Origin of the sequence: uncultured Maribacter sp., assembly GCF_947500985.1 — a bacterium.
Taxonomy (GTDB): Bacteria; Bacteroidota; Bacteroidia; order Flavobacteriales; family Flavobacteriaceae; genus Maribacter.
Window position 1 is genome coordinate 461,903 of sequence record NZ_CANMTX010000004.1, and the last position, 26,494, is coordinate 488,396.

At 35.2% G+C, this 26,494-nt stretch carries 17 protein-coding genes; 5 read left to right on the forward strand and 12 right to left on the reverse strand.

Annotation, left to right across the window (positions count from 1 at the left end; translation table 11 throughout):
• Window positions 1-2 precede the first annotated feature (2 nt).
• A complete protein-coding gene (locus Q0871_RS11340; protein WP_299322820.1) occupies window positions 3-545 on the reverse strand; it encodes a DUF4287 domain-containing protein in 543 nt (180 codons plus the stop codon).
• 249 nt (window positions 546-794) lie between these two features.
• Here Q0871_RS11340 and Q0871_RS11345 point away from each other — a divergent pair, with 249 nt between their 5' ends.
• The 3 genes from Q0871_RS11345 to Q0871_RS11355 are packed head-to-tail and all read left to right on the forward strand — an operon-like array spanning window position 795 to window position 7,572.
• Window positions 795-4,118, forward strand: a complete 3,324-nt coding sequence (locus Q0871_RS11345) for a DUF2126 domain-containing protein (RefSeq protein WP_299322824.1) — start codon at window positions 795-797, stop codon at window positions 4,116-4,118.
• On the forward strand, window positions 4,118-6,679 hold the full coding sequence (locus Q0871_RS11350) for a circularly permuted type 2 ATP-grasp protein (protein WP_299322827.1): 2,562 nt from the start codon (window positions 4,118-4,120) through the stop codon (window positions 6,677-6,679). The genes Q0871_RS11345 and Q0871_RS11350 overlap by 1 nt, the downstream gene beginning before the upstream one ends.
• A 2-nt stretch (window positions 6,680-6,681) precedes the next feature.
• Window positions 6,682-7,572, forward strand: coding sequence for a transglutaminase family protein (locus Q0871_RS11355; RefSeq protein WP_299322831.1), 891 nt, complete (start codon window positions 6,682-6,684; stop codon window positions 7,570-7,572).
• A 199-nt stretch (window positions 7,573-7,771) separates the two neighbouring features.
• On the opposite strand, the gene Q0871_RS11360 is transcribed toward Q0871_RS11355, so the two are convergent.
• The 5 genes from Q0871_RS11360 to Q0871_RS11380 all read right to left on the reverse strand — a co-directional run bounded on the left by Q0871_RS11360 (window position 7,772) and on the right by Q0871_RS11380 (window position 13,381).
• Entirely contained in the window at window positions 7,772-8,437 is a 666-nt protein-coding gene (locus Q0871_RS11360; protein WP_299322833.1) for a response regulator, read from the reverse strand.
• A gap of 3 nt (window positions 8,438-8,440) precedes the next feature.
• On the reverse strand, window positions 8,441-10,105 hold the full coding sequence (locus Q0871_RS11365) for an ATP-binding protein (RefSeq protein ID WP_299322836.1): 1,665 nt from the start codon (window positions 10,103-10,105) through the stop codon (window positions 8,441-8,443).
• A 296-nt stretch (window positions 10,106-10,401) separates the two neighbouring features.
• Window positions 10,402-11,070 (reverse strand): bifunctional 4-hydroxy-2-oxoglutarate aldolase/2-dehydro-3-deoxy-phosphogluconate aldolase, encoded by a 669-nt coding sequence (locus Q0871_RS11370; protein ID WP_299322838.1) that lies wholly within the window; start codon window positions 11,068-11,070, stop codon window positions 10,402-10,404.
• 8 nt (window positions 11,071-11,078) lie between these two features.
• A complete protein-coding gene (locus tag Q0871_RS11375) occupies window positions 11,079-12,299 on the reverse strand; it encodes a 6-phosphofructokinase (protein ID WP_299322841.1) in 1,221 nt (406 codons plus the stop codon).
• Window positions 12,300-12,334: 35 nt separating this feature from the next.
• The gene (locus Q0871_RS11380) at window positions 12,335-13,381 is read right to left on the reverse strand and encodes a sugar kinase (RefSeq protein ID WP_133688088.1); all 1,047 of its coding nucleotides are present in this window, start codon (window positions 13,379-13,381) and stop codon (window positions 12,335-12,337) included.
• Window positions 13,382-13,530: 149 nt separating this feature from the next.
• On the opposite strand from Q0871_RS11380, the gene Q0871_RS11385 reads away from it, so the two are divergent.
• On the forward strand, window positions 13,531-14,547 hold the full coding sequence (locus Q0871_RS11385; RefSeq protein WP_299322852.1) for a LacI family DNA-binding transcriptional regulator: 1,017 nt from the start codon (window positions 13,531-13,533) through the stop codon (window positions 14,545-14,547).
• A gap of 54 nt (window positions 14,548-14,601) precedes the next feature.
• On the opposite strand, the gene Q0871_RS11390 is transcribed toward Q0871_RS11385, so the two are convergent.
• The 5 genes from Q0871_RS11390 to Q0871_RS11410 all read right to left on the reverse strand — a co-directional run bounded on the left by Q0871_RS11390 (window position 14,602) and on the right by Q0871_RS11410 (window position 22,379).
• Entirely contained in the window at window positions 14,602-15,363 is a 762-nt protein-coding gene (locus tag Q0871_RS11390; protein ID WP_073240463.1) for an SDR family NAD(P)-dependent oxidoreductase, read from the reverse strand.
• A 40-nt stretch (window positions 15,364-15,403) separates the two neighbouring features.
• A complete protein-coding gene (locus Q0871_RS11395) occupies window positions 15,404-16,693 on the reverse strand; it encodes an MFS transporter (RefSeq protein ID WP_299322860.1) in 1,290 nt (429 codons plus the stop codon).
• A gap of 119 nt (window positions 16,694-16,812) precedes the next feature.
• Window positions 16,813-17,514 (reverse strand): FadR/GntR family transcriptional regulator, encoded by a 702-nt coding sequence (locus Q0871_RS11400; protein ID WP_299322863.1) that lies wholly within the window; start codon window positions 17,512-17,514, stop codon window positions 16,813-16,815.
• Between the two features lie 273 nt (window positions 17,515-17,787).
• The gene (locus Q0871_RS11405) at window positions 17,788-19,317 is read right to left on the reverse strand and encodes a RagB/SusD family nutrient uptake outer membrane protein (protein ID WP_299322867.1); all 1,530 of its coding nucleotides are present in this window, start codon (window positions 19,315-19,317) and stop codon (window positions 17,788-17,790) included.
• A gap of 26 nt (window positions 19,318-19,343) precedes the next feature.
• Window positions 19,344-22,379, reverse strand: a complete 3,036-nt coding sequence (locus tag Q0871_RS11410; protein ID WP_299322871.1) for a TonB-dependent receptor — start codon at window positions 22,377-22,379, stop codon at window positions 19,344-19,346.
• Window positions 22,380-23,013: 634 nt separating this feature from the next.
• On the opposite strand from Q0871_RS11410, the gene Q0871_RS11415 reads away from it, so the two are divergent.
• On the forward strand, window positions 23,014-24,108 hold the full coding sequence (locus Q0871_RS11415; RefSeq protein ID WP_299322875.1) for a type I phosphomannose isomerase catalytic subunit: 1,095 nt from the start codon (window positions 23,014-23,016) through the stop codon (window positions 24,106-24,108).
• Between the two features lie 43 nt (window positions 24,109-24,151).
• On the opposite strand, the gene Q0871_RS11420 is transcribed toward Q0871_RS11415, so the two are convergent.
• Window positions 24,152-26,470 carry a chondroitinase-B domain-containing protein gene (locus Q0871_RS11420; RefSeq protein ID WP_299322879.1) on the reverse strand — a complete coding sequence of 773 codons (2,319 nt, stop codon included), beginning with the start codon at window positions 26,468-26,470 and terminating at the stop codon, window positions 24,152-24,154.
• Window positions 26,471-26,494: the final 24 nt, after the last annotated feature.

Consider the following 26,494-nt stretch of genomic DNA (forward strand, 5'->3'; position numbering starts at 1 on the left):
ACTTACTCCGCTTTCTCATAAGCTTCCTTCAACCAGTCAATTAATTCGCCATCAACTTGGCTGGCATTAGTGAGTTGAACTCTATGTGTACACATGCTACCAAATGGTCCTGAAGATTCTAGTCGGTCTGTAGTTGGTTTATTTTTTATTTTCAGTCCTAGGTCTATTCTTGTTTTGGTAGCGGGTTTTATAAGTGCAAATTGTTTTTTTCCAATAATACTTACTGTAGTTTTCTTTGGGGTAATGGTAACATCGTCACCAAATGTTTTTACCACTTTTAAAAGCGCTTCGAAAATAGGGATTAAACTCTCTTTTCCTTTATACTGCTGTGCAACTAAGTCGGTTGGGGAGTTGTTTTCTTCTTTAGATAAAGTGACGATAGTATTTGCAAATCCGTGTGTAACACCGTGTTCTTTCTTTAAAAAATTGACACCTTCAGAATGTTTAGTAAACGATTTAGTTTTTAATACATCTTTCCATTCGGTTAAAGATTTCCCAGTTTTCTCGGGCATATTATCAATCATGGTTTGTAGTGCCTTGTCCATTTTTTTAGGGTTTGGTATAAAAGTCAATTTACGAAAATTAAAATGTTTATGTGTACCGTTACTAATTCATCTTTCTTACCTAATTGTTTTATCCAAAGAAAAAACAACAATACTAAGTTTACATTGGGAATCTATCAATAAAATTGGCTTCAACTCTTTTATATATAAAAATTTGGCGATTAAGCAATTGTGTGTTCTTTTTGCTGTTATTAGTGCTTATATTAGTTAGTACTGAAATCCCACTGTATTATGGCTTTAAAAGTTGCAATTAAACACAAGACAAAATATATTTATGATAGAAGCATAAATCTATCTCCACACATATTCAGGTTACGACCTGCGCCACATAGTAGAACACCAATTGAGGCTTATTCCATAAAAATAAAACCAGAAAATCATTTTTTCAATTGGCAGCAAGATCCTTTTGGCAATTATATGGCTCGTATTGTCTTCCCGGACAAGACAACCGAGCTTTCTGTCGATGTAGAGATCATTGCAGATTTAAAGACGATTAATCCGTTCGATTTTTTTGTTGAAGAAGCGAGTGAAGAATTTCCTTTTAAGTATTCTGAAGAAGCTAAAAAGGAGCTTTTACCTTATTTAGAAAAAGTAGAAAGTGGTCCGCTTTTGAAGGAATGGTTGTCTCAGATTGATTTAACTCCACAAAGAAGTATCGATTTTTTAATTGGTCTTAATGCTGATTTGTATAACCACCTAAACTATACTTTACGTATGGATCCCGGAGTACAGACTTGCGAAGAAACATTAGAAGGTAAATTGGGGTCTTGTAGAGATTATGCTTGGCTATTGGTACAAACATTACGTCATTTAGGTTTAGCGGCACGTTTTGTATCTGGGTATTTGGTACAATTAAAATCTGACGAAAAATCATTGGACGGGCCGTCTGGTCCTGAAGAAGATTTTACTGATTTACATGCATGGGCAGAAGTATATTTGCCAGGTGCCGGTTGGATAGGCTTAGACGCCACCTCTGGTCTTTTTACTGGTGAAGGTCACATTCCTTTGGCATGTACGCCATCTTATGAGAGTGCAGCTCCTGTAAGCGGATTTACAGATTTTGCAGAAACCACCTTTGAATTTGAAAATTCGGTTACTAGAATATTTGAATCACCACGAGTAACAAAGCCATATACAGAAGAGCAGTGGAATGCTATATATAATCTTGGTTTTAAGGTAGAAGAAGAATTACAGGCAAATGATGTTCGCTTGACCATGGGTGGTGAGCCCACTTTCGTTTCTATAGATGATATGGAGTCTGAAGAGTGGAATACTGCTGCAGATGGGCAACACAAAAGAGAACTGGCAAGTAAGTTGTCTATTCGCTTATTAGAGGTTTTTGGAAAGGGCGGATTGCTGCATCATGCACAAGGTAAGTGGTACCCAGGTGAAGCGCTACCTCGTTGGTTGATTGGTATTCACTGGAGAAAAGATGGAAAACCAATTTGGAAAGACCCAAGTTTACTGGCATCATTTTCTGAGGAATATAAAATGCCAAGAAATATTACCAAACGATTTTTAAAGACTTTGGGCGGCTATTTGGGTTGTAAAACCAATAGTGTAATGCCAGCCTATGAAGATGCTTTTTATTTCTTGTGGGAAGAAGGAAAGTTACCTGTAGATGTAAACCCGAAAAAATATAATAAAGACGATAGCCACCTGCGTAGAAAGTTAGGTGAGATTTTAGAACAAGGTTTAGGCAAAACGGTAGGTCATGTGTATCCGTTGATTAAAAAAGATAATAAATGGTTGACCAATAAATGGGAATTTAGAAATAAGAACTTACTGCTTACTCCCGGTAATTCGACAATTGGCTTGCGTTTACCTTTAGCGGCATTGCCAAAAGACCCACCTATTCCGTCAGAACCAACTGCAGAGGTAGAGCTGTTTAAAAATACTCCTGATTTACCTATGACTGATGACGCTTTGCAAAAGCGAATGAAGTTGAAATCTACTTCGCACCCAAGAAAGCACCCTTATGTACGTACGGCAATTTGCGCCGAGGTTCGTGAGAAAAAGTTATTTCTATACTTACCGCCATTAGACAGTGCAGAAGACTTTTTAGACTTGGTAGCATGTATAGAAGCTACCGCGAAAGAATTGAAAGTACCTGTTATTTTAGAGGGCTATGAGCCACCAAGAGATAATAGGTTAGAGGTGTTGAAGGTGACGCCTGATCCAGGGGTGATCGAGGTAAATGTACATCCTGCTAAAAACTGGCAAGAATTAACAGATAATACCTTAACTCTATATGCCGAAGCAAAACAAGCCCGTTTAGGTACAGAAAAATTTATGTTAGATGGCAAGCATACCGGTACAGGTGGTGGTAACCATGTAACCTTGGGCGGAGTAACGCCAGCTGATAGTCCGTTATTACGTAACCCACAATTACTAAGAAGTCTTTTGACATTCTGGCAACATCATCCAGGCTTATCTTACTTGTTTTCTGGTGCCTTTATAGGTCCTACAAGTCAGGCGCCACGAGTAGATGAGGCAAGGTTAGAGAATCTGTACGAACTTGAAATCGCCTTTTCTCAAATACCGGACGATGAAGAGGTTCCGTTTTGGATTACCGACCGATTATTCCGTCACCTATTAACAGATATTACGGGAAACACCCACAGGGCAGAATTCTGTATAGATAAATTATACTCGCCAGATTCTTCTTCTGGTCGCTTAGGTATATTAGAACTGCGTGCTTTTGATATGCCACCACATGCACAAATGAGTTTAATGCAAATGTTGCTGGTACGTACATTGGTATCATGGTTTTGGAAAAAACCGTACAAGCATGATTTGGTACGTTGGGGTACAGAGTTACATGACAAGTTCTTGTTAGAGCATTATGTAAAAGAAGATATAAAAGATATCGTTGCGCAATTGAACGATGCGGGTTATCCGTTTAAGCTAGATTGGTTTGATCCATTTTTTGAATTCCGCTTTCCGTTATATGGTTTAGTAGAAATCAATTCAATTCAGATGGAATTACGAATGGCGATAGAACCTTGGAATGTGCTTGGCGAAGAAATGACCGGTGGTGGTACATCGCGTTATGTAGATTCTTCATTAGAACGTGTACAGGTAAAAGTGAATAATTTTAATAGTAAGCGATATATATTGACCTGTAATGGGGTGAAAATAGAGCTCAGCTCAACCGGTACAAAAGGAGAGTATGTTGCTGGTGTTCGTTTCAAAGCATGGGAACCATGGTCGGCATTACACCCAACTATCGGTGTGGATACTCCGCTAGTTTTCGATATTGTTGATGATTGGAACAAGAAATCTATTGGTGGTTGTACTTATTTTGTAGCGCACCCTGGTGGGCGTTCTTATGATACCTACCCGGTAAATAGTTTAGAGGCAGAATCGCGTAGAATCAATAGATTTTGGGATATAGGGGTAACACAAGATGAGGTAACTCCTACAGAATTGGTTGCTTCAACAAATTTTACGGGTAGAATGGTTGAACCTAAGGCAGGTTCAAATACATTTGTATACAAAGAGATGCCGATTAACCCCGAGTATCCTCATGTAACAGATTTACGTAAGAAGTAATGCCGACAACAAAAACGCGCTGGTTTAATAATTATGATACCCAAAAGGGCAATGATGAAATGTATTCATTGAACAATGGTATGAAGCCCTATTGGAGTAAATTATTAACCGAATTTGACACTTTAGGAGTTACAGGTTTGACCGCCCGTCAAAAAGATATTGACTGGTTATTATCAGAGAACGGTGTCACCTATAATGTTTATAACGACCCAAAAGGTATGCACAGGCCTTGGAACCTTAATGTGGTTCCTTTTATGCTGCACCAAGACGAGTGGACTAAGGTAGAGGCAGGCTTAAAGCAAAGGGCAGAACTGCTCAATTTGGTTCTTAAAGATGTCTATGGCGAACGAAAGCTGATTAAAAATGGCATAGTGCCCTATGAAGTTATTTATGGACATCGTGGGTTTCTAAGGCAATGTTCTGGTATGGAACTTAAATTAGAACAATATCTATCAATTTATGCGGCAGATCTTTGTCGTGGTACAGATGGGCGTTTATGGGTCGTAAACGATCGTACAGAAGCACCTTCAGGTATGGGGTATGCGTTGGAAAATAGATCTACCACCAGTAGAATTCTGTCAGATATGTATGCTGAAATGAAGGTAAAGCGATTATCTGGCTTCTTTCAAGAATTCAATCAAATGCTTATTGATGCGGCGCCTGGTAAAAAAGAAAATCCTACAATTGTAATTCTTACTCCCGGTTCACATAACGAAACCTATTTTGAGCATGCCTATATGGCTTCGTTCTTAGGGTATCCTTTAGTTCAGGGTAATGATTTGGTAGTGCGAGATGGTTTTCTCTGGATGAAATCATTGCAAGGCTTAAAGCAGATAGATGTTGTTTTACGAAGAGTTGACGATGCCTTTACAGATCCGTTAGAATTGCGTGAAGATTCTCATTTGGGCGTAGCCGGATTGCTAGATGTAGTACGAAGAAAAAATGTAGCCGTCATCAATCCTATTGGGAGCGGAGTAATTGAAAATCCAGGATTAATTCCATTCATGCCCGCAATTGCAAAGTACTTTTTGAAGGAAGAATTGAAATTACCTCAGATAGCGTCGTGGTGGTGTGGACAAGAGAAAGAAAGAAACTATGTGCTTGAGCATATATCTGAATTAGTTATAAAGAGAATAGATCGCACCAATAGAGAGAGTATATACTTTTGCGAGCAAATGAGCGCTAAAGAATTAGAAGAGCTTAAAAAAGTTATTCTAGAACGGCCTTATCGTTTTGTAGCGCAAGAGCGTATAAATTTTTCAACTGCACCTAACCTTTCCAAAGATAAATTAGAACCTAGAAATGTAGTCGCCAGATCATTTTGTATTGCATCTAAAGGTGAATATTCTGTTATGCCAGGTGGTTTAGTAAGAGTAGCACCCGATGGCGAAACGGTAAGAGTTTCAAACCAAAGAGGAGGCACCAGTAAAGATTTTTGGATATTAGATGATGCTGAAATAAAAGAAGAAAAGAACAGACATTGGCAAAAGAAATCATCGATAGCTATTTCTGGTCTTGATGATCTACCAAGTTTAACAGCCGAGAATTTATATTGGGCAGGTCGTTATGTAGGGCGTACATTGGTAAATGCACGTTTTTTAAGAACTGTAATGCGCCAAATGGCAATTGTTCAAAATAGAGATGAAAAGCCAGATTCTGAGAAACTTAAAGTACTGTTTAAAGCAGTTACGCAATTAACAGGTACATACCCAGGGTTCGTGGAAAAGGACAAAGACGGTAAATTGGCAATGGATAATCCGTATGAAGAAATGTTGTCGGTAATTCTAGATAAGAATAGAATAGGCAGTTTGGCACATACCATTAGCATGTTCAGTAATTCTTATTACTCTATTCGTAATCTCTGGTCTTCAGATATGTGGCGTGTATTTGAAAATATTCAGAAACTATGGAATGCCTTGGTAGATGGCAAGGATCATTCAATCAACAAAATATTAAAAGTGTTGAATCAATTAATTACTCGCTTAATAGCATTTATGGGGTTAATTGAAGAAAGCATCATGGTGCAACAAGGTTTGTTGTTATATTTCATCGGCTTGCAATTAGAGCAAAGCACTTTAAATATTACCAAATGCAGAGCCTTATTGACTATAAAATATGATGAGCAGGTAGAGTATGACCTGTTAGAGTATTTATTGACCAGTCACGAAAGTTTAAATATTTACAGATATAGTTACCGCTCTCATATAGAGTTGGCACATGTATTAGATTTGGTAGTGTTAGATTTAGACTATGCACGTTCGTTGACTTTTATGATCAATCGCATTCAAAAAGATATTGCACGTTTGCCACATTCTAAACATGACCACCAATTAAACAATTATCAAAAGTATGTTTTCGAAGCATTTTCTAAGTTGAGGTTGGCAGAGTCTTCAAAACTAGCAATGACGAAATCAGAAACAGATTTTAAACGAGAAGATTTAGATACGCTGTTAGAAGAACTAACAGATTTGTTGTATAAGGCATCCCAATCTATCTCAAATACCTATTTCAATCATACAGACAAGCAGACACAATTGTTTACGCAGTCTTTTCCTATTTGATTATGATATTTAACGTTACACATATCACTAAATACGATTATAATGCTCCAGTAAGCTATTGTCATAATATAGCAACGCTACGTCCCAGAGAATCTAAAGGGCAAGAGTTGTTAGAATACAGTATTGATATTTCGCCAGAACCGGCAGAAATAAGTGAACGAGTAGATTTCTTCGGTAATTATATTACCCGTTTTTCCATACAGACAGAACATAGAACTTTAAAGGTTACAACTCGAAGTAAAATTAAAAGAGAATACGCTCAGTTTCACGAATCGTTCAATAGTGATGCCTGTAAGAGTGTAACAATGAGTGATGCCCTTACAGCATTAAATGGCATGCACCCAGAAATTTTAGAGGCAAAGCAGTATATACTAGAATCTATTTTTATAAGAAGAACAGATAAGGCAATTCGTGATTATGCTGAAATATCATTTAAAGGGAATAGGTCGGTTTTTGAAGCCGCTTACGAATTGATGCAACGCATTTATACCGATTTTGATTTTGATTCAGAATTCTCGACCATATCTACTCCTATAGAAGAGGTAATGAAAGAGAAGAAGGGTGTCTGTCAAGATTTTGCTCAAATTGCAATTGCCTGTATAAGATCTATTGGTTTACCGGCAAGATATATAAGTGGGTATATAGAAACATTGCCTGCCCCTGGTAAAAAGAAGTTGGTAGGTGCAGATGCGTCACATGCGTGGTTTGCTATTTTTATACCAGGCTTTGGTTGGGTAGATTTTGACCCTACAAATAATCAAATTCCAAAAAATCAACATATTGTAGTGGGTTGGGGTAGGGATTATTATGATGTGCCACCTTTAAAAGGTGTGGTATATGGTAGCGGACAGAGTAAATTGCATGTATCGGTTGATATTGCAGCGGTAGTATAGATTGGGTGTTTGGTTTAAGAATAGGCCATACCCACCAAATCGGTTAGTTCCCCCGAAATACCTTTTCGGTAGGATGGCCATAGCACTAAATATTTATAGATATTGACTAGTATTTATTCTTGTTTTAAGTAGGGCGAAATTAATACCATTCTATGAAAAAGCATTACGGTTTTCCGTAAAGCGGTGTAAGTTTCAGTTTTTAAATCAGCCCTAAATCTTTCACTATAGCCACAAGGTGTATAGCATTGTTGGCATTGAATTGAATACGTAATTTATTTAAACGCTTTTCAATAGAACTTAAGCTGGCAGGTGAAATATTCTCTTTTCTATATAATGCACTAATTTCATCTTGAGATAATCCTTTACTTAGATTATCTAGAAGAGAAATATCGTAATCATCTATCTCTAATTCATTTTCACTGCTAAAGGCATTAGCCACTTCAGGAGATAAAAAAGTATTGCCCTCAGCTATTTCAGTAATAGCTTGTGTAAGATTTTTGAGTCCGTTTCTGCTCTTACATACATAGGCATCAATATGATGCTGTGTAAACAAAGTTCTTACGGCTTGTAATCTATCTTCAACAGAATAGACAATAACTTTTAATTCTGGAAATTCTGTTTTTAATTTTTCTACTAGCGAATGCCCAGAAGGGTAGGATTGTGATCTATGGTCTACTTTAAAAGATAGGTCAGATATTACCAAATCAAAAGACTCGCCATCTAGGTTGGCTCTTTTAACTTTTAAGTATGCATCATCACAGTACTGTACTTGGTCTATTTGTGAAACCCCTAATTCGGTAAGTAATGAAAATACACCTTTATTGATGTCTTCCATATCTTCTGCGATTAAAACTTTTTTGAACATGCGTTAAATTATTATTGATGCCTTAAAGCCATCACCTTGCTTAGATTCAAAATTAATAGTTCCATTTAAAGAAGCGATACGGGAATCCGTATGTTGAAGCCCATTTTTTTTAAAAAGATCACAACCAACGCCATTATCACGGTAAATTATTTGAATTTTAGACCCTTCTTTTTTGAAAACTAGTGTAACAAAAGTTGCCTGGCTGTGTTTTCGCATATTGGTCATAAGTTCTTGTAAGACCCTATAAATAGCAGTTTTTTTATGTTCTGTTACATTGTTCCATGGCATTTTAGATAGGTTGCGGGTAATCACATTTACCTTGTTGTTTTTGTAGCCAAGTAATAAATCATTTAATTGAAGATCAAAATCATTTCTTAGGTCAATAGCACTATTTTCTCTTGAAATATCTCTTGTCTTGGTATAAATATTCTCCAATTCGTCAATAATTTTGCTGTCGATACCTGAATTATTTTCAAGTGTGGTCATCACTTTATACATGTCGTTAGCTACTTCATCATGTACTTTTTTAGCAATTCTGGTTTCTGTTTTATAGATTTCTTCAATTTTAGCTTTGCGGTATCTGTTGCGATAGATAAAATAAGAACTAACTAAGATTAAAAAAATAATAAAGGCAAGCGATTGATATGCCAGTCGTTTACGAGATTCAATTTCTTGAAGAAGAATACTAGCTTGGGTTTTCTTTTGTTCTTCAGCTACATTGTATTTTAAAAAGGCATTTTTGTTTTCAGCTACCTGTTTTGCATTATTTATACTATCGTTCAATCTTTTGTATTCATGAATAAGTGGATTATTACTTAAATTCATAAGATGTGATATAGAGTTAAGCTTAAAAGAGCTGCTATTAATTTTGGTAGATAGGTTTAGAGCCTTTTCAGCATAAAATATAGCCGTAACGGTATCTTCTCGGTCTAAATAATACTCTGATAAATGTGTGTTACTAGAATGTAGACCGGTAAGGTCATGGTTATTTTCTCGTAGATGTAGCGCTTTTTTTAAATTTGGTAATGCTTCTGGTAAATTTAGTTTAGATTGTACATAACCTAAATTATCAACTACCATAGCCAATTGTTGTTCGTCATTAAGTTGTAGTCGTATTTCATGCAGTATAGTATATATACCTAGTGCATTTATATAATCTAGCTGATCTTTGTAAATGTTGGCTTTATTATTTAAGATAATAACACTGTCTTTTAACTTATTGGCAATAAGTAAAGCCTTTTCAAAAGTCTTTATGGCTTCTACAGGATTACTTGACGCTCGGTAAATACGTCCTAGTTGATTGTAGATGCCAACTCTAGAGTTAATTAAAGTGTCTTTTGAAGGCATAGGTTGAATAAGGTTCAAAGCTTCAACAATATGGTTTTCGCTATTGAAATTGTTCCCTATTTTAAATTCTGCAATAGACAGCAGCCGTAAATCATAAATAGCATTTAAGGTATCGTGTATTTTTAGATCAGTTTCTTTTTTTTTTGTAAAAAAGTTAATCCCCGATGGTAAGTCATTTGGATTTACGGGGCTTATAATAGCTTTTCTATAATAACGAGAACTATCAGAAGAGATTTGTGCTAAGGATTTTAAGGGTAAGCAAAATGCAAGAAAGATAAAGATTAGACTGTAAGGGTTAAATGAAATTTTGCTGTACTCCATTCCTCTAAAGTAAATACATTTTATGTATTTATATTTCTGATTTCAATAATGATTTGTGTGAGATACACATTTAAAAATAAATAAAAATTTATTGGATTGATAATTAGTGGTTTAGGCTATTTAAATATTTTTTTAATTAAAATTTATATGCCTAGTAATTAAAAACAAAAAGAGCACCAAACTTCAGCGTAATGCCAAAGTTTAAATGCCCTTTTCCAACTAACAACTTAAATATGCACTTTTAAAAGGTTACACTGTATGAGTGTTTAATTCATGTTGTGTGATACCTCTATACTTTATGAACGCAATTTTTTAATTGTAACCAAGGTATTTTTTACCAAAGCTTCTAATCCTGCGTAATCTTTATTTGCTAAAATATCTTTACTAATTAATTTTGATCCCATACCAACACAAGTAACACCTGCATCGAACCAACCTTTTAGGTTTGCTTCATCGGTACTAACACCGCCAGTTGGCATAATGTTTGTCCAAGGTTGAGGTCCTTTAATACCTTTTACGAATCCTGGTCCGTAAAGGTCACCAGGGAATAATTTTACAATCTCACAGCCCATTTCTTCAGCTTTGTTGATTTCGGTTAATGAACCACAACCAGGAGACCATAATACTTTTCTACGGTTACAAACAATGGCAATATCTTCTCTTAATGAAGGTGTTACAATGAAATTTGCACCAATAGACATATAGTATGAAGCGGCACCTGCATCTGTAATAGATCCTACACCCATAATCATACCCGGTAAATTTTTGATAGCGTATTTATTCAATTCGGAAAATACTTCGAAAGCGAAATCGCCACGAGCGGTAAATTCCATTAAACGTGCACCACCATCGTAACAAGCTTGTAAAACCTTTTTACCTAATTCTACGTCTGGATGATAAAATAAAGGAACCATACCAGTTTCCTTCATTACGTTTGCTACTTCTATTCTTGAATATTGTGCCATTTGTTTTTTTATTTCTCAGTTAAAATTTTGTTGAAATCGTAGTCCGATGGATTGTCTACATATTTTTTTGCATTCTCATAATCGTCTTCACCTACGTGGAATAAGTTTTGAAAGCATAATTCTGCCAATTCTGAATTGATATCTACCAAACGAGGAGCAATTTTACCGTTCTCATCTTGAATTTCAGATAAAAATAGCGGTGTAATTTCACCTCTAGAATTTGCTGTAACCATACAGCCACTTTTACCTTCGTCAAATAATTTTTTTACACCAAGACCTAGAACCGTACATAATGTAAGATCGAATCCAATAGGTCTACAACAGCGTAATTCGTAGCCTAGTTCAACAGGTCTACTTTTAATATCAATACCTAATTCCTTTAATTTTTTTTGAACGAGCATATTAAAAATATGCGCTTTACTAACATTGCCCAATTCTGGGTGTCCATGATCATCATAGGTAAATTTAATGTCACACTTATTTAATTCAGAGTCTGGCATGTTATGAAATACACCTTCACTAATTAGTGCTACACCGTAATTAATATTTTCAATTTTACGTTTGATCATTGAAGAAATGACCATTCTAACCACTTTGTCAAAAGTGATAGAAGTGCGGTCAAACATTTCTGGTATAATCATCATAGGGTAGTGGCAGCTAGCCGCAATACCGAATGCTAAATGCCCTGCAGAACGACCCATGGTAGACATTACAAACCAGTTTTGACTGGTGCGAGCGTCTTCATAGGTAGTATTCCCAATACGTACACCTTCATCTTTTGCAGAATGGAAACCGAATGTTGGGTTTCTATCTGGTAACGGCAAATCGTTATCAATGGTTTTAGGTACGTGAATGTTGGCAATTGAAATACCTTCTTTCTTCAATAAACCTGTAATTCTGTTGGCAGTAGAAGCAGTGTCGTCACCACCAATACTTACCAACAGTTTTACATTATTATCAATAAACAGGCTAGTGTTTAGTTTTTCGTTTTTAGGTTTAAAACGGCTCATTATTAATGTGGAGCCACCTCTACTAAAAATCCTGTCGGCATGGAAAAAATCGAATTCCTTGATTTGAGGATTTTCATCAAAAATTCCTTTAAATCCTTCATGTAGACCTAGAACGCGATAATTATCTTTTAGGAAAGCCTTTGCCACGGTACTGATCACGGTATTTATACCAGGTGCAGGTCCGCCACCACAAAGAATTAAAACAGATTTTTTCGACATTTTTGGTTTTTAGAAGGTCTAAAACAATTTTTTAATTATCTAGCAACTCTACCAGAAGCATCACCACCCATTAGTTTCTCTACTTCAGAAACTGTTACAAGGTTGGCATCACCTTTAATTGTGTGCTTTAAACATGATGCAGCTACTGCAAAGTCAAGTGCATTCTGATCATCTTCTGGGTATTTTAATAATCCGTAGATCAAACCGCCCATGAAAGAATCTCCACCACCAACACGGTCAACTATATCTGTAATTTGGTATTGACGAGTTTCGTACATTTTAGTACCATCCCAAAGTACACCTGCCCATGTATTGTGAGATGCAGAAATAGAACCTCTTAAGGTTGTAATTACCTTTTTAGCTTTTGGGAATTTTTTCATCATTTGCTTACATACAGATAAGAAAGCTTCTGCTTTAACATCGGCACCATCTTTATGAACATCAAGTCCTTCTGGGTGAATCCCAAAATGCTTTTCAGCATCTTCTTCGTTACCTAAAATTACATCACAGTATTCAGTTAAACCAGACATAATTTTTTCTCTATGAGCATCATCACAGAATGTCCAAAGTTTAGCTCTATAATTTAAATCGGTAGAAATAGTAATTCCTTTTGCACTAGCAGCTTTTACAGCTTCTAAACAAACATCTGCAGCTCCTTGAGAAATAGCTGGTGTAATACCCGTCCAATGAAACCATTCTACACCTTCAAAAACAGCATCCCAATCGATCATGCCAGATTCTATTTCAGCAATAGCCGAATGTGCTCTATCATATACTACTTTACTACCTCTAGATACTGCACCAGTTTCTAAGAAATAGATACCTAAACGATCACCACCGTAAACAATTTTATCTACACCAACACCTCTTTTACGCATTTCCATCATAGCGCATTCACCAATATCATTCTTTGGTAAACGTGTTACGAAATCTACAGGAACGCCATAATTAGCTAAAGAAACAGCTACGTTAGATTCACCACCACCGTAAATAGCATCAAATCTATTTGCTTGTGAAAATCTCAAAAATCCTTCCGGTGCTAAGCGAAGCATTATCTCGCCGAATGTTACTACTTTTTTCATGTGAATATTAAGTTTAATATATACTGATTTATCGTTTGTTTAATCGATTAACCATTTTAGGTAAAAAATAACCAAAACAGACATTTTTTGTTAAAGATAATTAAAGTCTTACTTTTGGTTAATCGATTAAACAAATATATACAAAGTAATTGAATAAAAAAAGAACAACTTTAAAAGACATTGCAAATGTTTTAGGTATTTCAACTGCAGCTGTTTCCAAAGCTTTAAATGATGATGCGCGTATAAGCGTTAAAACTAAAAAAGCCGTAAAGCAAGTTGCTAAAGAGTTGAACTATCAACCTAATCATTTGGCAAGTGCACTTAGAAAAGGAAAAAGCAAATTGGTAGGCGTTATAGTGCCTAGAACTAATAGTCATTTCTTCTCTTCGGTGGTAGAGAGTATGGAGGGCGTTCTTAATAAAGCCGGTTATAATATTATAATAACACAGTCTAACGAATCATTTGAAAAGGAGTGTAACAATATAGATACACTTTTATATTTACAGGTAGATGGTATCATTGCTTCGATGGCGAATGAAACGGTTGATCTATCGTATTATGAAAAAATAAAATCTAACGGAATTCCTTTAATTCTATTTGATAGGGGAGAGAATGATTTGAACGTAGATTATGTAGGTATTAATGATTACGATAGTAGTCATATGATTATAGAGCATTTAGTAGCTCAAGGTTGTAAACGTATTGCCCATATAGGCGGATACCGTAGAACCCGAATATTTAATAACAGAATACGTGGTTATATAGATGCGATAAAAAAACACGATTTACCTCATGATGATGAGTTATTAATTGAAAGCAGCTTGACATTGGAAGATGGCAGACAACAAATTGAAAACTTATTGGCTTTAAAAAATAGACCAGATGCAGTTTATGTCGCAAGTGATTATGCAGCATTAGGCGCGTTACAAGTTTTAAAGGAAAAAAATATTAAAGTGCCAGAAGAGATAAAATTGGTAGGATTTGGAAATGAACCGTTTACTTCTTTGGTTACACCTTCTATCACCAGTATTAGTCAGCATAGTGTAAAAATAGGAAAACTAGCGGCAGATACCTTTTTAAGTTATGTCGATAAAGATGTAGTGAAACAATCTTTGAATAAAATTATATTAGATTCAGAATTGATCATACGTGATTCGTCTAAATAGAAAAAGCGTTATTGTAAGATTATAATAACGCCTTTTATAAATAATTTCTACTTACTAGATACCTAAAGCTTGTCCACCACCAATTTGGATAGTTTCAGCAGTAATGAAAGCTGCATCTTTACCTGCAAGGAAAGAAACAACACCAGCAACATCGCCAGGTTGACCTAATCTACCTAACATAATGTTATTTGCCCAAGAAGCAAAAACTTCTGGTTTAGTAGCTTTGATCTGTGCGTGGAAAGGAGTGTCGATAGTACCAGGAGATACTGCATTTACTCTAATACCATATTCAGCAAGATCTTTTGCCAAAGCTCTAGTTATTGCATTAACACCTGCTTTTGAAGTACCGTAGATACCTGCGCCTGGTCCACCTGCTGTCCAAGCTGCGTTAGATGTATAGTTGATGATTGATGGGTGCTCACCTTTTTTAAGGTAAGGGATAGCAGCTCTTGATGCAAAGAAGGTAGAATCAAGGTTCAATGCCATTACAGATCTGTAAAATTCAGTAGTCATTTCTTCGAAACGAGATCTACCACCTAATCCACCTGCATTGTTTACAAGGGTATCAATTTTACCGTATTTATCACCAATAGCTTTGATGTTTTTAGTTACCGCTTCTTCATTGGTAACATCAAACCCTAAGTACTCAGCAGTAATACCTTCTGCAGTAAGTTCTTTGATTCTTTGTGCACCAGCTGCGTCATCTATACCATTTAAGATAACGGTGAACCCATCTTGTCCTAATCTTTTAGCAACTTCAAATCCGATTCCTCCAGTTGCTCCTGTAATTACTGCTACTTTTCCTTCTGTACTCATGATATAATTTATTTTAATCTATTCTTAATTCAGTTTAATATTACTTTTTAATATTTGGAATATATTTTTTCACGGGTTCCACTTTTTTGATTAAAACCAAAATTGCGAGAACACCTAAAACTACTGCTATACAAATAGCGATAAATGCTGGGGTATATGAGTTGGTTGTAATCTTACCTACAAACCAGTTCATAATCATTGGTGATACAGCGGCTACCGTTCCTGCCATACCCGCTAGAGTACCTACAGATGGTCCGCTAAACATATCACTAGATAGTGTTTGAATGTTTCCAATTGCGAATTGGAAGCCAAATAAGGCTAGACCTGCAAGGTATATGAAAGTCATAAAGTTATCTTGCTTTACCAGTATAATGATGCCTACAAAGCCCATAAGAATTAGAATGGCACCAAAGACAATGGTCGCTTTTCTGGAAATATCTACAGAATACTTTTTCATTAATTCGCCGCATACCATACCGCCTGCAATACTACCGACTGCTGCCATTAGGTAGGTAATCCACATTGTATTGGCAATCTGTTCAATGCTTAAGCCGAATTTATTATTAAGGTAAATTGGCATCCATGCAGCGAAGAACCACCAAATTGGCTCTATGAAAAATCTACATAGTAAAATACCCCATGACTCTTTGTAGCTAAGAATTGCACCAACACTAAGGCTCTTTCTTTTAACGCCCGTATCTTCTTCCTCAATTCTATCAGTTAGAATTAGTTTTCTTTCCTCATCTGTAACCCAAGGGTGTTTCTCTGGGGTAGATTTATTTAAGAATAACCAAGGAATAACCCATAGCAAACCAACAGCACCCAAAATAATGTATGTAGTTTTCCAGCCAAATTGGGCGTATAGGAATACGATGATGAAAGGAGCAATAACATTACCAATAGAAGCGCCAGCATTAAATATACCTTGGGCAATGGCTCTTTCTTTTACAGGAAACCATTCTCCATTACTTTTTACGGCACCAGGCCAGTTACCTGCTTCACCTAAACCAAGTGCACCTCTAAATATGGATAGAGAAACGATACCACCTGCAAAGGCATGTAATACCGAGGCGACAGACCAAATAATAATAGAAACGGTAAAACCAAGTCTTGTTCCTATTTGGTCATATAATTTTCCAGAAGCAAATTTACCAATAGCATAAGCTGCTAGAAAAATATTGAACATAAATGCATAATCTGCTTTGTCCATGCCTAGGTCTTTACCCATCTCTGGCCAAAGTAAAGCAAATGCAGTTCTATCAATATAATTGATAACAGTCGCTATAAAAATAAGCACAATTATCCACCATCTTAGTCCTTTAATTTTCATAATTCAGTGCTTTTTTGGTTTAGTTTGTTGTTGAAAATAAGTAGTATTGAGTTATTTTAATAATCTATAAAACTTCTTATTTTCATTGGTTGGTTAATAGAGATTCTATCGTTTGTCTCTTATAAGTTGTAACAATATTTATACAGTTCAACAAAATGATCTTTCATCATTTGTTTTGCTTTCTGTGTATTTTGTTCTTTAATAGCTTCAAAAATATCTTGATGCTCTTTTAATCTTCTTTTACTCTGGTTTTTATCGCAGACGTGGTATTTCTCAAAATTGTTGATGATCTCTGGTGTGATTATCAACATCATTCTATTAATAGTACTATTGCCGCATGCCTGAGCAATTGCTAAATGAAAAAGTAAATCTTCTTGAACAGCGTCTTCATTGTTCAATACTTTTTCTTTGAAAGCCTCTAATGCCGATTCCATTGATTTTAAATCTTCATCGGTTCTTCTTTTTGCCGCTAGTCTAACTGTTTTTAGTTCTAACAGAATTCTTGTTTCAACCAATGATTTAAAATCAGGGTCTTCCAAACCAAGAATATCATCCATCATACCGTTCATGGCTACTTGCCCAATATCGGCTACGAATGTGCCACTTTGTGGCTTAGATTTTAGAATACCATAGAATTCTAGTTTTTGAATTGCTTCACGAACATTACTTCTACTAACTTCAAATTTTTCAGAGAGCATACGCTCAGAGGGTAATTTGTCGCCTGGTTCAAGATTCTTGTTGTTTATTAAATCTCTAATATTGGCAATTATAACATTATGCAGTTCTTTGTGTTCATTTTTTGTAAGTATCTCTAGCTTCATAAATCACATATTATTACTGAAACAAATTGGTTAACCAGATTGGTTTATCAAATTTATGAAAATAACTGTGTTATCAAATTTTTAATGAACTTAATATTGAGAACTTTACAGAAAATACTGATATGAAAGATTGCTGACCCGCTTAACAAGCCAGCAATCTTAAAAAAAACTAACTCAAACAACTTTCTTTAAACAATGCTTTAATTTTTACTATCGATAAATTCGATTAGCTAATTCATGAATTTTCAGATAGTAAAAATTAAAGCTTATAACTTAATACCCTGGATTTTGTGTTAGGTTAGGGTTTCTTTCTAATTCATCTTCGGGTAATGGAAGTAAATAATCATCTACAGAGAAAAATGGTTTTTCACCTTCTAATCCGGATGCTCCAAATACTTCGTTTCCAATTTTTCTTCTAGCAATGTCGTACCATCTTATTCCTTCAAAAGCAAATTCTAATCTTCTTTCTTCTAAGATGTCGTCGATTGTAACTGTACCTGAAAGATCTGCAGGTACTGCACTTGGTTCTACTGTTACAGTAACACCTGAGCCAGTTTGAGTTTCTCCACCCATTCTTGCTCTTGCTCTAACTTGGTTTATATAGTTAAGAGCAGTTGCATTGTCTCCTAATTCTACTGCTGCTTCAGCTGCAATCAATAATACTTCTGCATAACGTATCATAGAATAGTTATGGCTAGTTGCTCTAGCGTTTGCGCGAGCAAATGGTCCAGGAAAACGTGTGTATTTTGCAACGTAAGGGTTGTTTTTAGCAAATTCATGACCACTGATGTCAAATTGCGTGTAATCAACAACTGTACCTCCAATAGATACTTCGTCATCCATACTAACAGCTCTTCTGTAATCTGCTGCATCCCATGTTGTATAAACTTCTAAAGTTGGTACAGCTACAGACCATCCTCCTCCTAAGTTTCTATCATCTCCTCTGATACCGGTCATTGGAGCTGTTTGATCATAAGCATTATCATCTGCTTCGAAATTATTGTAATCCAATGCAAAAATTGGTTCAAGAGATGCATCTATAGCATCTGCATTAAATAGGTTTTGAAAATTAGTATCTAATACTAAATTATAAGTTCCTGCATTGTCTATAACTTCTTGTGCCTCATCAAAAGAATTTTGCCATTCTTCCATCGTTAAATAAACTAGAGCTAAATAAGAACTAGCTGCCGCTTTCGAAGGGGTTGCTCTTGATGTTACCGTTGCTGGTAACCATGCTTTTGCATACTCTAAATCTGAAATTATATTTTGATATACTTCTGCAGCTGGAGTTCTACTAATTGAAGTGGCAGCATCAAAATCGGTTACAGGTTCATCGATATAAGGAACATCTCCAAAAAGACGTACTAAGTGAAAATAGTAGAATGCTCTTGCAAAATAAGCTTGAGCTGTAATTGGATTTTTTATAGAATCATCCACATCTACATCTTCAGCTCCAGCAATTGCAGCGTTTGCTGCAGCAATACCTTGATAAGTTCTTGGCCAGAATTCACTGATCATACCATTACTGGCAAGAGTAGTGAACTCGTTCATTTCAACTCTTCTAGTTTCGTTAGAGGCAAGACTTACCATGTCTGAACGTAACAATAAGGCAATTGATAATTTTCTGCCCCAAAATTTTTCATTAATAGCGTGTGTTAAAGAACCATCTACCGCTGTTTGTATATTCGCAGGAGTTTCAAAGAAACCTTCAGCAGATAATATACCTACAGGCTCTTCTTCTAGATCTGAACATCCCATTATTGATAAGCCTACCAATAATAGTAATAATTTATATATTTTCATTTTTCTTATTTTAAATTAATTCTTTATTAAAACTTTAAATTAAGGCTCATAGTAACAGTTCTTACTGTTGGGTAGTTTCCAAAGTCAAAACCTTGAGCGGTATTAGATGAAGTGTTGTTGTTGCCACCAGAACCGTAGTAACTTACCTCAGGATCTAAACCAGAATAATCTGTAAAAGTTAATAGGTTTTGACCACTTAAAGATAATCTAAGGTTATCAAGACCTAACTTTTCTGAAACGTTAGAAGGTACTGTATAACCTAAAGAAATATTCTTAAGTCTAATGTAACTACCGTCTTCTACAAAACGAGAAGAAATTTCTCTGTTACTGTTGTTACCAACACGTGGAGCGTTTGTGTCTGTATTTGTTGGAGTCCAAGCGCTATTGTAGTAAGCTCTAGTAGTATTTGCATCTCCATTCGTTAACTGAACATTGGTCAAGTTAAAGATATCTCCGCCTTGAGAACCTTGAAAGAATATACTTAAATCTAAGTTTTTGTAGCTAAAGTTGTTAGTGAAACCCCAAGTAAAATCAGGATTAGGGTTACCTATCGTTGTTCTATCTGCTTCGGTAATGTCACCACTTCCATCGATATCTGCAAATAGTGGGTCACCTGCTACACCACCTGATAAGGTTTGTGTACCTGTAGGTGCTGTACCGCCTTGATAAACACCAGCATATTCATAACCCCAGAATAGACCAACTTCTTCACCAACTCTTAAAACATAACTTCTGTCATGACTGAAATAACTTGGTGTAGCATCGAAAAATAAATCTGCATCGTTTACTAAGCTAACCACTTCGTTTTTGTTAAAAGCAATGTTGAAATCAGTTGTCCATCTAAAATCTTCTTTAAGAATGTTTTTTGTACTTAAAGCAATTTCAAGTCCTCTGTTGTTTATTTCACCAACATTAGCTAAAATATCATCACCAGAGAAACCTAAGTATTCAGTAATACTGTTATCCGTTAAAATCAAATCTTTAGTATCAATGTTGTAATAATCTAATGATACAGATACTCTATTGTTAATAAGACCTAAATCAATACCAAAGTTTGTTTGATATGAAGATTCCCATTTCAAATTTGGATTTTCAGGTTGTTCAGGAGTTACAGCACTAACAGTTTGTCCGTTGCTTGAAGCATAAAGAGTCTCAAGTCTTGATAAAGATTCGTAAGCACCAATTGAAGGGTTACCAGTAACACCGTAACTAGCTCTAAATTTCAAATTAGAAATAGCCTTGCTGTCTTTAAGAAAGTTTTCATTAGAAACTTTCCATCCTAAAGCTGCAGAAGGGAAAAGGGCATACTTTTCATTAGCCGAAAAGTTCGATGCACCATCTCGTCTTATAGTCGCAGTTAATAAATATTTATCATCAAAATCATAATTGAATCTACCAAACTGAGATTGAATTTCTACTTCTGATTTTGAAGAATCTGGTTGTAAGATGTTCGTAGCAGAACCTAAACCATAATAAGAAAAGCCATCTGAAATAAAGCCGGTAGCTTCAGAGAAAAAGTTTTCATTAACTGTTTTTTGGTAAGAATATCCTCCTAATAACGTTAAATTGCTTTTACCGAATTCTTTAGTGTAAGTTAAATAGTTTTCACTCAAAACACTTGTTTCTCTATTAGTGTCTACTATTGCTCTTCCGCTTTCTCCACCTGCAGTTTGGGTTAATAATGAAGGTAAGTATATACCTCTAGTCTGATTCTCTGTACTTAAACCAAAAGTAGTTTTGAAACTAAGACCTTCTAAAATTTCATAATTAGCATATAAATTAGCTCTAAAATTATCGGTTTTTGTTTCATCAATTCTTTCTGTTGCAACAGCAAAAGGGTTATCAACTGGATCACCTACAGTATTACCAAATGTATAAGTTCCATCTGCATTAAAAACTGGTTGGTCCGGTGCATATCTTAGAGCTAATGTAATTACATCATCACCACCAGCAGAAACAGAACCATCTGACTGTGTTGCAGAACCATTTTTAATACCTCTACTTCCAAAAAGGTTCATACCTAACTTTAATTTGTCGGTAACTTGAGCGTCAATGTTAGATAAGAAAGTTAATCTTTCGAAATCAGAACCTATTATGATACCATCTTGTTTGAAGTAGTTTGCAGAAGCATAAAAATTAATTTTTTCGCTACCACCTGAAAATGAAACTTGGTTATTAGATGTACTTCCTGATCTATAGATAAGGTCTTGCCAATCTGTATTAGCAGGTCCTTGTGCATATGGAGTTGAAACACCATTGTTAGTTCTAATTTGATTTTGATAATCAGCGAACTCACTAGCATTCAGTAAATCTAATCTGTTAGAAATATTTTGAATTGCGTAAGTAGTGTTAGCTTCAATTGATAATTTTCCACTTCTACCTTTTTTAGTAGTTACTAATATAACACCATTAGAACCTCTTGATCCATATATAGCAGTTGCTGATGCATCTTTTAAAACCTCCATTGATTCAATGTCATTTGCTTGTGGCATAGAAGCGCCTACAAAGCCATCTACAACAATAAGTGGAGAGCTACTTGCATTAATAGAGGTGTTACCTCTAATTTTTATACTGATAGGTGCACCTGGTTCACCACCATTATTAGATTGTACTACAACACCTGCTGCACGTCCTTGTAATGCTTGTTCTGCATTTAAAACAGGATATGCATTCAATTCCTCAGATTTAACTGAAGAAACTGAACCTGTAATGTCACTTTTTTTCTGAGAACCGTAACCTACTACAACAACCTCTTCCAGTTGGCTTGCATCTTCAGCAAGAACAACGTCTAAAGTTTGTTGCCCATTAATAGTTACAGATTTCTTAGCGTAACCAATGTAAGAGAATTCTAATACATCGCCATTTTTAACTGTAATGGCATAATTACCATCAAAATCTGTTGATGTACCTGTTGTTGTATTTTGGATAACAACATTGGCACCGGGCACAGGCATATTTGTTTCATCGGTAACTGTACCGGTCAGGTTATACCCGTCTTGTGCGAATAATGATATGTTGAGTAACAATACCATCATTAATACTAATTTCGTTTTTAAATTCATTTGTAGTCTTGTTATGTTAATTTAAGTTCGACTTGTTAAAGTCTGATTAAAGCATTTTAAAATGAAAATTGAGTTAAGTTTATTTTACATCTGTTAGGCTTCTTTTATTTCTATTTCTTGCTTTTGAAGAAAGCACTAACAGTAAGTAGTTCAATTTTTAATCATAGTTCTTATCTCAAATAAGAAGCGATAATGTTAATGTGTTAATCTAAATTTTCAGTCATTGGATTGAATTAAAATTAAGTTCGATGTTAATTTGAGTTGAAAATATTTTGGTTTTCCAAACTGGTTATCCAATTTGGTTGACCAAATATATGTTATTTAATCGTTAAAAAAAGAGAAATTTACATTTTAACAACTTTTGCTGTGCTGAAATTTTTCAAATCTGCTTTTAACCCTATATAATATTGAGGATATGGTATTTAATTAACAAATGGAATCTTTTTTGAGATAATGCTTTTTGTAGCTAATTATGCTTTATTTGCAGTTAAAAACTGCATTTAAATCCCTAAATTTGAGCGGTTTTCCTCTCTAACTTTTCAATAATATTTTGATTTTTAATAGCAAGTAATGAATTCAACTTTGTGATATTCATTAATTTCTGATGATTTTAATTCATTGTAAATACAGTAATATGAATAACAGTTTTGAGCAATATGCATATATGCCCCTTAAACAATTTTCTAACAGAGTTTGGCGAACTTATGAAGGTGGGGCATTAATTGATAAGTGGAAAAAAGATGTTCCAGAAGTAGATGGTAGCATGCCAGAAGAATGGATTATGTCTACTGTAACTGCAAGAGGCAATGGTCGCCCTGAAAACGAAGGGCTCTCTCTTGTGGAAACTCCGTCAGGTACTCATTCGTTAAAACAATTGGTTGCTTCTAACAAAGAACTGTATTTAGGTAAAGCATTAGCTGATAAATTTGGCACTACGGGAGTATTGATAAAAATGCTCGATTCTAAAGAAAGGTTAACGATACAAGTTCATCCAGATAAAGATTATGCTAAGACCATGTTGAATTCCGCTTTCGGAAAAACGGAGTCATGGTACGTTTTGAATAAGAGAGAAATAAATGGCGAGAAGAGTGTCATTTACATGGGCTTTAAAGAAGGTGTGACCAAAGAACAATGGGAAACCTTATTTATCGCTCAAGATATAGAAGGTATGTTGAACAGTCTTCATAAGATAGAGGTAAACCCTGGTGATGCATATATGATATATGGTGGTGTACCACATGCAATTGGTAGTGGTTGCTTTTTAATGGAAGTTCAAGAGCCTACAGATTATACCATGCGTGTAGAAAAAGTTACTCCTGCAGGATTAACAATTTCTGATGAATTAATACACCAAGGGGTGGGGGAGCAAAATATGCTTGATTGTTTTCATTACGATGGTTGTTCTTATGAAGAAGCAATAAAAAGATGGAAGGTCTCACCTAAAACGATAGATTCATCTGATACGCATTCATTGAATACGATTTTCAATGAAAGTCATACAGATTGTTTTGGGCTAAGTGAGTTAGATTTAAATGGATCACATACCATTAAAGCAAATGGAAGCTTTTTTGTAGCTGTTATTTACTTTGGTGAAGGCACTATAGTATGTGGTGGTAAAGAATATAGCTTTGCCCAAGGTGATGAAATATTCTTTTCTGCAGCAATAGACCAAGTTGAGTTTAGGTCTACTATAGAATCGAAAATCTTATTATGTTACCCACCAAAATAAGGTGTTTGGAAAATAAACATAACAGCGGAATCCAGAAATTATCTTAATATAGAATTTTTAGCTTCTGCTGTTCTTCTACTTTAATTTCACCAGAATTTATAGTTGAATTATTCTTATGATGATTATTCTTTTCTCCCCATAAAAGAGCAGCATAGCTAACAGGATTGTTCTTGAAAGTGTTATCTGTAATTAGCACGTTGATTATACCTTTGGTTTTTAATAGGATATCACTTTTTTCATTCTTTCCACAATTTGTAAAACTGCTATTTTTTATTGTTAAATATCCACCAATAGTAGATTCGTCATAACCCCCTCTATAGAAATCAATAACATTCTGCCCAATATTATCAAACTCGCATTGGTAAATAGAGACCATTTCGGCATTGTAATCGCCCTTTTCGTCTGCAGCGAGAACTATACCGTTTAAGCAATTATTGAAAGCAGTATCTTTCAATGAAATGCTATTCACAAAAGAGCCTTTGTAGGCTTTTAAGATAAAGGCGAAATTGCTTATTTCACAACCCATTATATCTAGACTGTAGGCAGATGACATATTTGTTGTTAATGGTGCAAAAGCAATCTGGTTATCTAAGCCTTTTACTATAATATGTTCCAATCTTAAATTTCCCTTAGGCTTCATTTTAAAAGCCACGCTATCTTTATCATTCGTGAATATTAATTGAGCTTTAGTGGTAGCGTCTTTTGAACGTAAGGTAATACTCTTGTCAATAGCTAAGGGAGTATTTATTTGATAAATGGCATCGGTTAATTCTATAATGTCGCCAGTATGTGCCTGTTGAATTTTATTGGTAAGTTCACCTTCTGCAGCTGTGGCTTTTATTATTTGAGGTTCATAAACTTCTTCTTCGGGCGAGAACCAATCTGGTCCATACTTTTTCTTGTCGATTATAAATTTTTTAGCTGAAGAAAGGTCGTTTATGGCACCTGGGCGATTTTTATCACTTCGCGATGCACCAAAAATATCTTTGTCGATTTTAGCAAAATCGAATCCGTTATACACCACTTTCGAAATACTATCTTTAAAATTGGCAGGAGCAAAGAGCCATTCATTAATTTGCTCCATTTTTACTTCTCCATTTTGTAGTACATCATACTCAGAATATAGAGTGCCATTATTGTCAATAATATTATTCTTAAATAAAATGCCATCCATTTCACTGTGATTTATAATAGGAGTTTCATCTGACTCCGAATTATAGATCAGATTGTTCGCAACGATAGATCGAATAGGTGATGCAGATCTAATTTCACTCGCAGGCAGTACACTGGTACTTTCTAAATTTTGACCAATACCTATTTGCCAAGGTGATGTGCAATCTACCCATGTATTAAAAGCGACCACAACATCTGATACTTGTAGATATCTGTTTAAAGGAGTCATTGGTATGCCGTTCATAATCGCAAGTGGTGACCTAAATTCTTCTCCTTTGATTTTGTAGAAATAATTATTGGTAATCCAATGACCTGCATTTACAACTCTAATGCCACCATAGAATTCAGAATCATCAGCACCTATAAAAATATTACCATTTACTTTAGCGTAATTACTATGGCGTAATACCAAAGAGCCTTCAGATTTGTAAAAGATATTATGATTGAAAGTATTGAAATTTGTCTTGTCTGATATTATCTCGACTTCACCATTACAGGCGTCAAAATAATTATCTGATACGTTTACATAACCTGGTGAAAAACGGGTTTTACTATCACCTATACGTATGGTTTCACCTCTAGGACCTCCTTTTCTGGGACGTGGTCCAAAATAGTTGTTTACTATTTGATGGTGATTCTCTATATGTTGGTTACCCGTGAAGAATACTCTTAACGTTTCTCCATCATTAGATTTTCCAGATATATAATTATGATCAAATTGGTTGTGCTTACCGTAAAGTTCTATCCAACGGTCATTCGTGTATCGGTTTGGTTGGTTGTAATCTTTAATGACTGTATTGGTTACACGACAGTTATTTGCAACGCTATCTTCATTAATCATAAAACGAATTATAGAACTGTTGGGGGAGTATCCATTTTTAAAGTAGAGGTTACTTACAGTTAAATACTCTCCGCCTAGTTGAATAAATGAATTGCCTTCTAAAAATACTTTACCAGGTGTTTCGGCACTAATGGTAATAGGTTGTTTTTCTGTACCGTTACCGTAGTATTTTATAGCAGCATCTTTCCAAATGCCATCGGCTAATAAAATCTTATCACCAGGACTGGCTTTGGCTATAGCAGTATTTAATTCGGCAATGTCATTAACAATGAGAGTTTTTTTAGAACTATTTTCTGTACAAGATGCTAGTGCAATAAAAACAGTAATCGCTAGTAGAATATTCTTCATAAAAGTAACTTGTTAAATAAAATG

What these genes read in the sequence shown, in the direction of transcription:
- Q0871_RS11340 (WP_299322820.1), bottom strand. Translation starts at nt 545, where the DNA reads ATGGACAAGGCACTACAAACCATGATTGATAATATGCCCGAGAAAACT.
- Q0871_RS11410 (WP_299322871.1), bottom strand. Translation starts at nt 22,379, where the DNA reads ATGAATTTAAAAACGAAATTAGTATTAATGATGGTATTGTTACTCAAC.
- Q0871_RS11345 (WP_299322824.1), top strand. Translation starts at nt 795, where the DNA reads ATGGCTTTAAAAGTTGCAATTAAACACAAGACAAAATATATTTATGAT.
- Q0871_RS11355 (WP_299322831.1), top strand. Translation starts at nt 6,682, where the DNA reads ATGATATTTAACGTTACACATATCACTAAATACGATTATAATGCTCCA.
- Q0871_RS11375 (WP_299322841.1), bottom strand. Translation starts at nt 12,299, where the DNA reads ATGTCGAAAAAATCTGTTTTAATTCTTTGTGGTGGCGGACCTGCACCT.
- Q0871_RS11405 (WP_299322867.1), bottom strand. Translation starts at nt 19,317, where the DNA reads ATGAAAATATATAAATTATTACTATTATTGGTAGGCTTATCAATAATG.
- Q0871_RS11350 (WP_299322827.1), top strand. Translation starts at nt 4,118, where the DNA reads ATGCCGACAACAAAAACGCGCTGGTTTAATAATTATGATACCCAAAAG.
- Q0871_RS11365 (WP_299322836.1), bottom strand. Translation starts at nt 10,105, where the DNA reads ATGGAGTACAGCAAAATTTCATTTAACCCTTACAGTCTAATCTTTATC.
- Q0871_RS11380 (WP_133688088.1), bottom strand. Translation starts at nt 13,381, where the DNA reads ATGAAAAAAGTAGTAACATTCGGCGAGATAATGCTTCGCTTAGCACCG.
- Q0871_RS11400 (WP_299322863.1), bottom strand. Translation starts at nt 17,514, where the DNA reads ATGAAGCTAGAGATACTTACAAAAAATGAACACAAAGAACTGCATAAT.
- Q0871_RS11360 (WP_299322833.1), bottom strand. Translation starts at nt 8,437, where the DNA reads ATGTTCAAAAAAGTTTTAATCGCAGAAGATATGGAAGACATCAATAAA.
- Q0871_RS11395 (WP_299322860.1), bottom strand. Translation starts at nt 16,693, where the DNA reads ATGAAAATTAAAGGACTAAGATGGTGGATAATTGTGCTTATTTTTATA.
- Q0871_RS11420 (WP_299322879.1), bottom strand. Translation starts at nt 26,470, where the DNA reads ATGAAGAATATTCTACTAGCGATTACTGTTTTTATTGCACTAGCATCT.
- Q0871_RS11415 (WP_299322875.1), top strand. Translation starts at nt 23,014, where the DNA reads ATGAATAACAGTTTTGAGCAATATGCATATATGCCCCTTAAACAATTT.
- Q0871_RS11390 (WP_073240463.1), bottom strand. Translation starts at nt 15,363, where the DNA reads ATGAGTACAGAAGGAAAAGTAGCAGTAATTACAGGAGCAACTGGAGGA.
- Q0871_RS11370 (WP_299322838.1), bottom strand. Translation starts at nt 11,070, where the DNA reads ATGGCACAATATTCAAGAATAGAAGTAGCAAACGTAATGAAGGAAACT.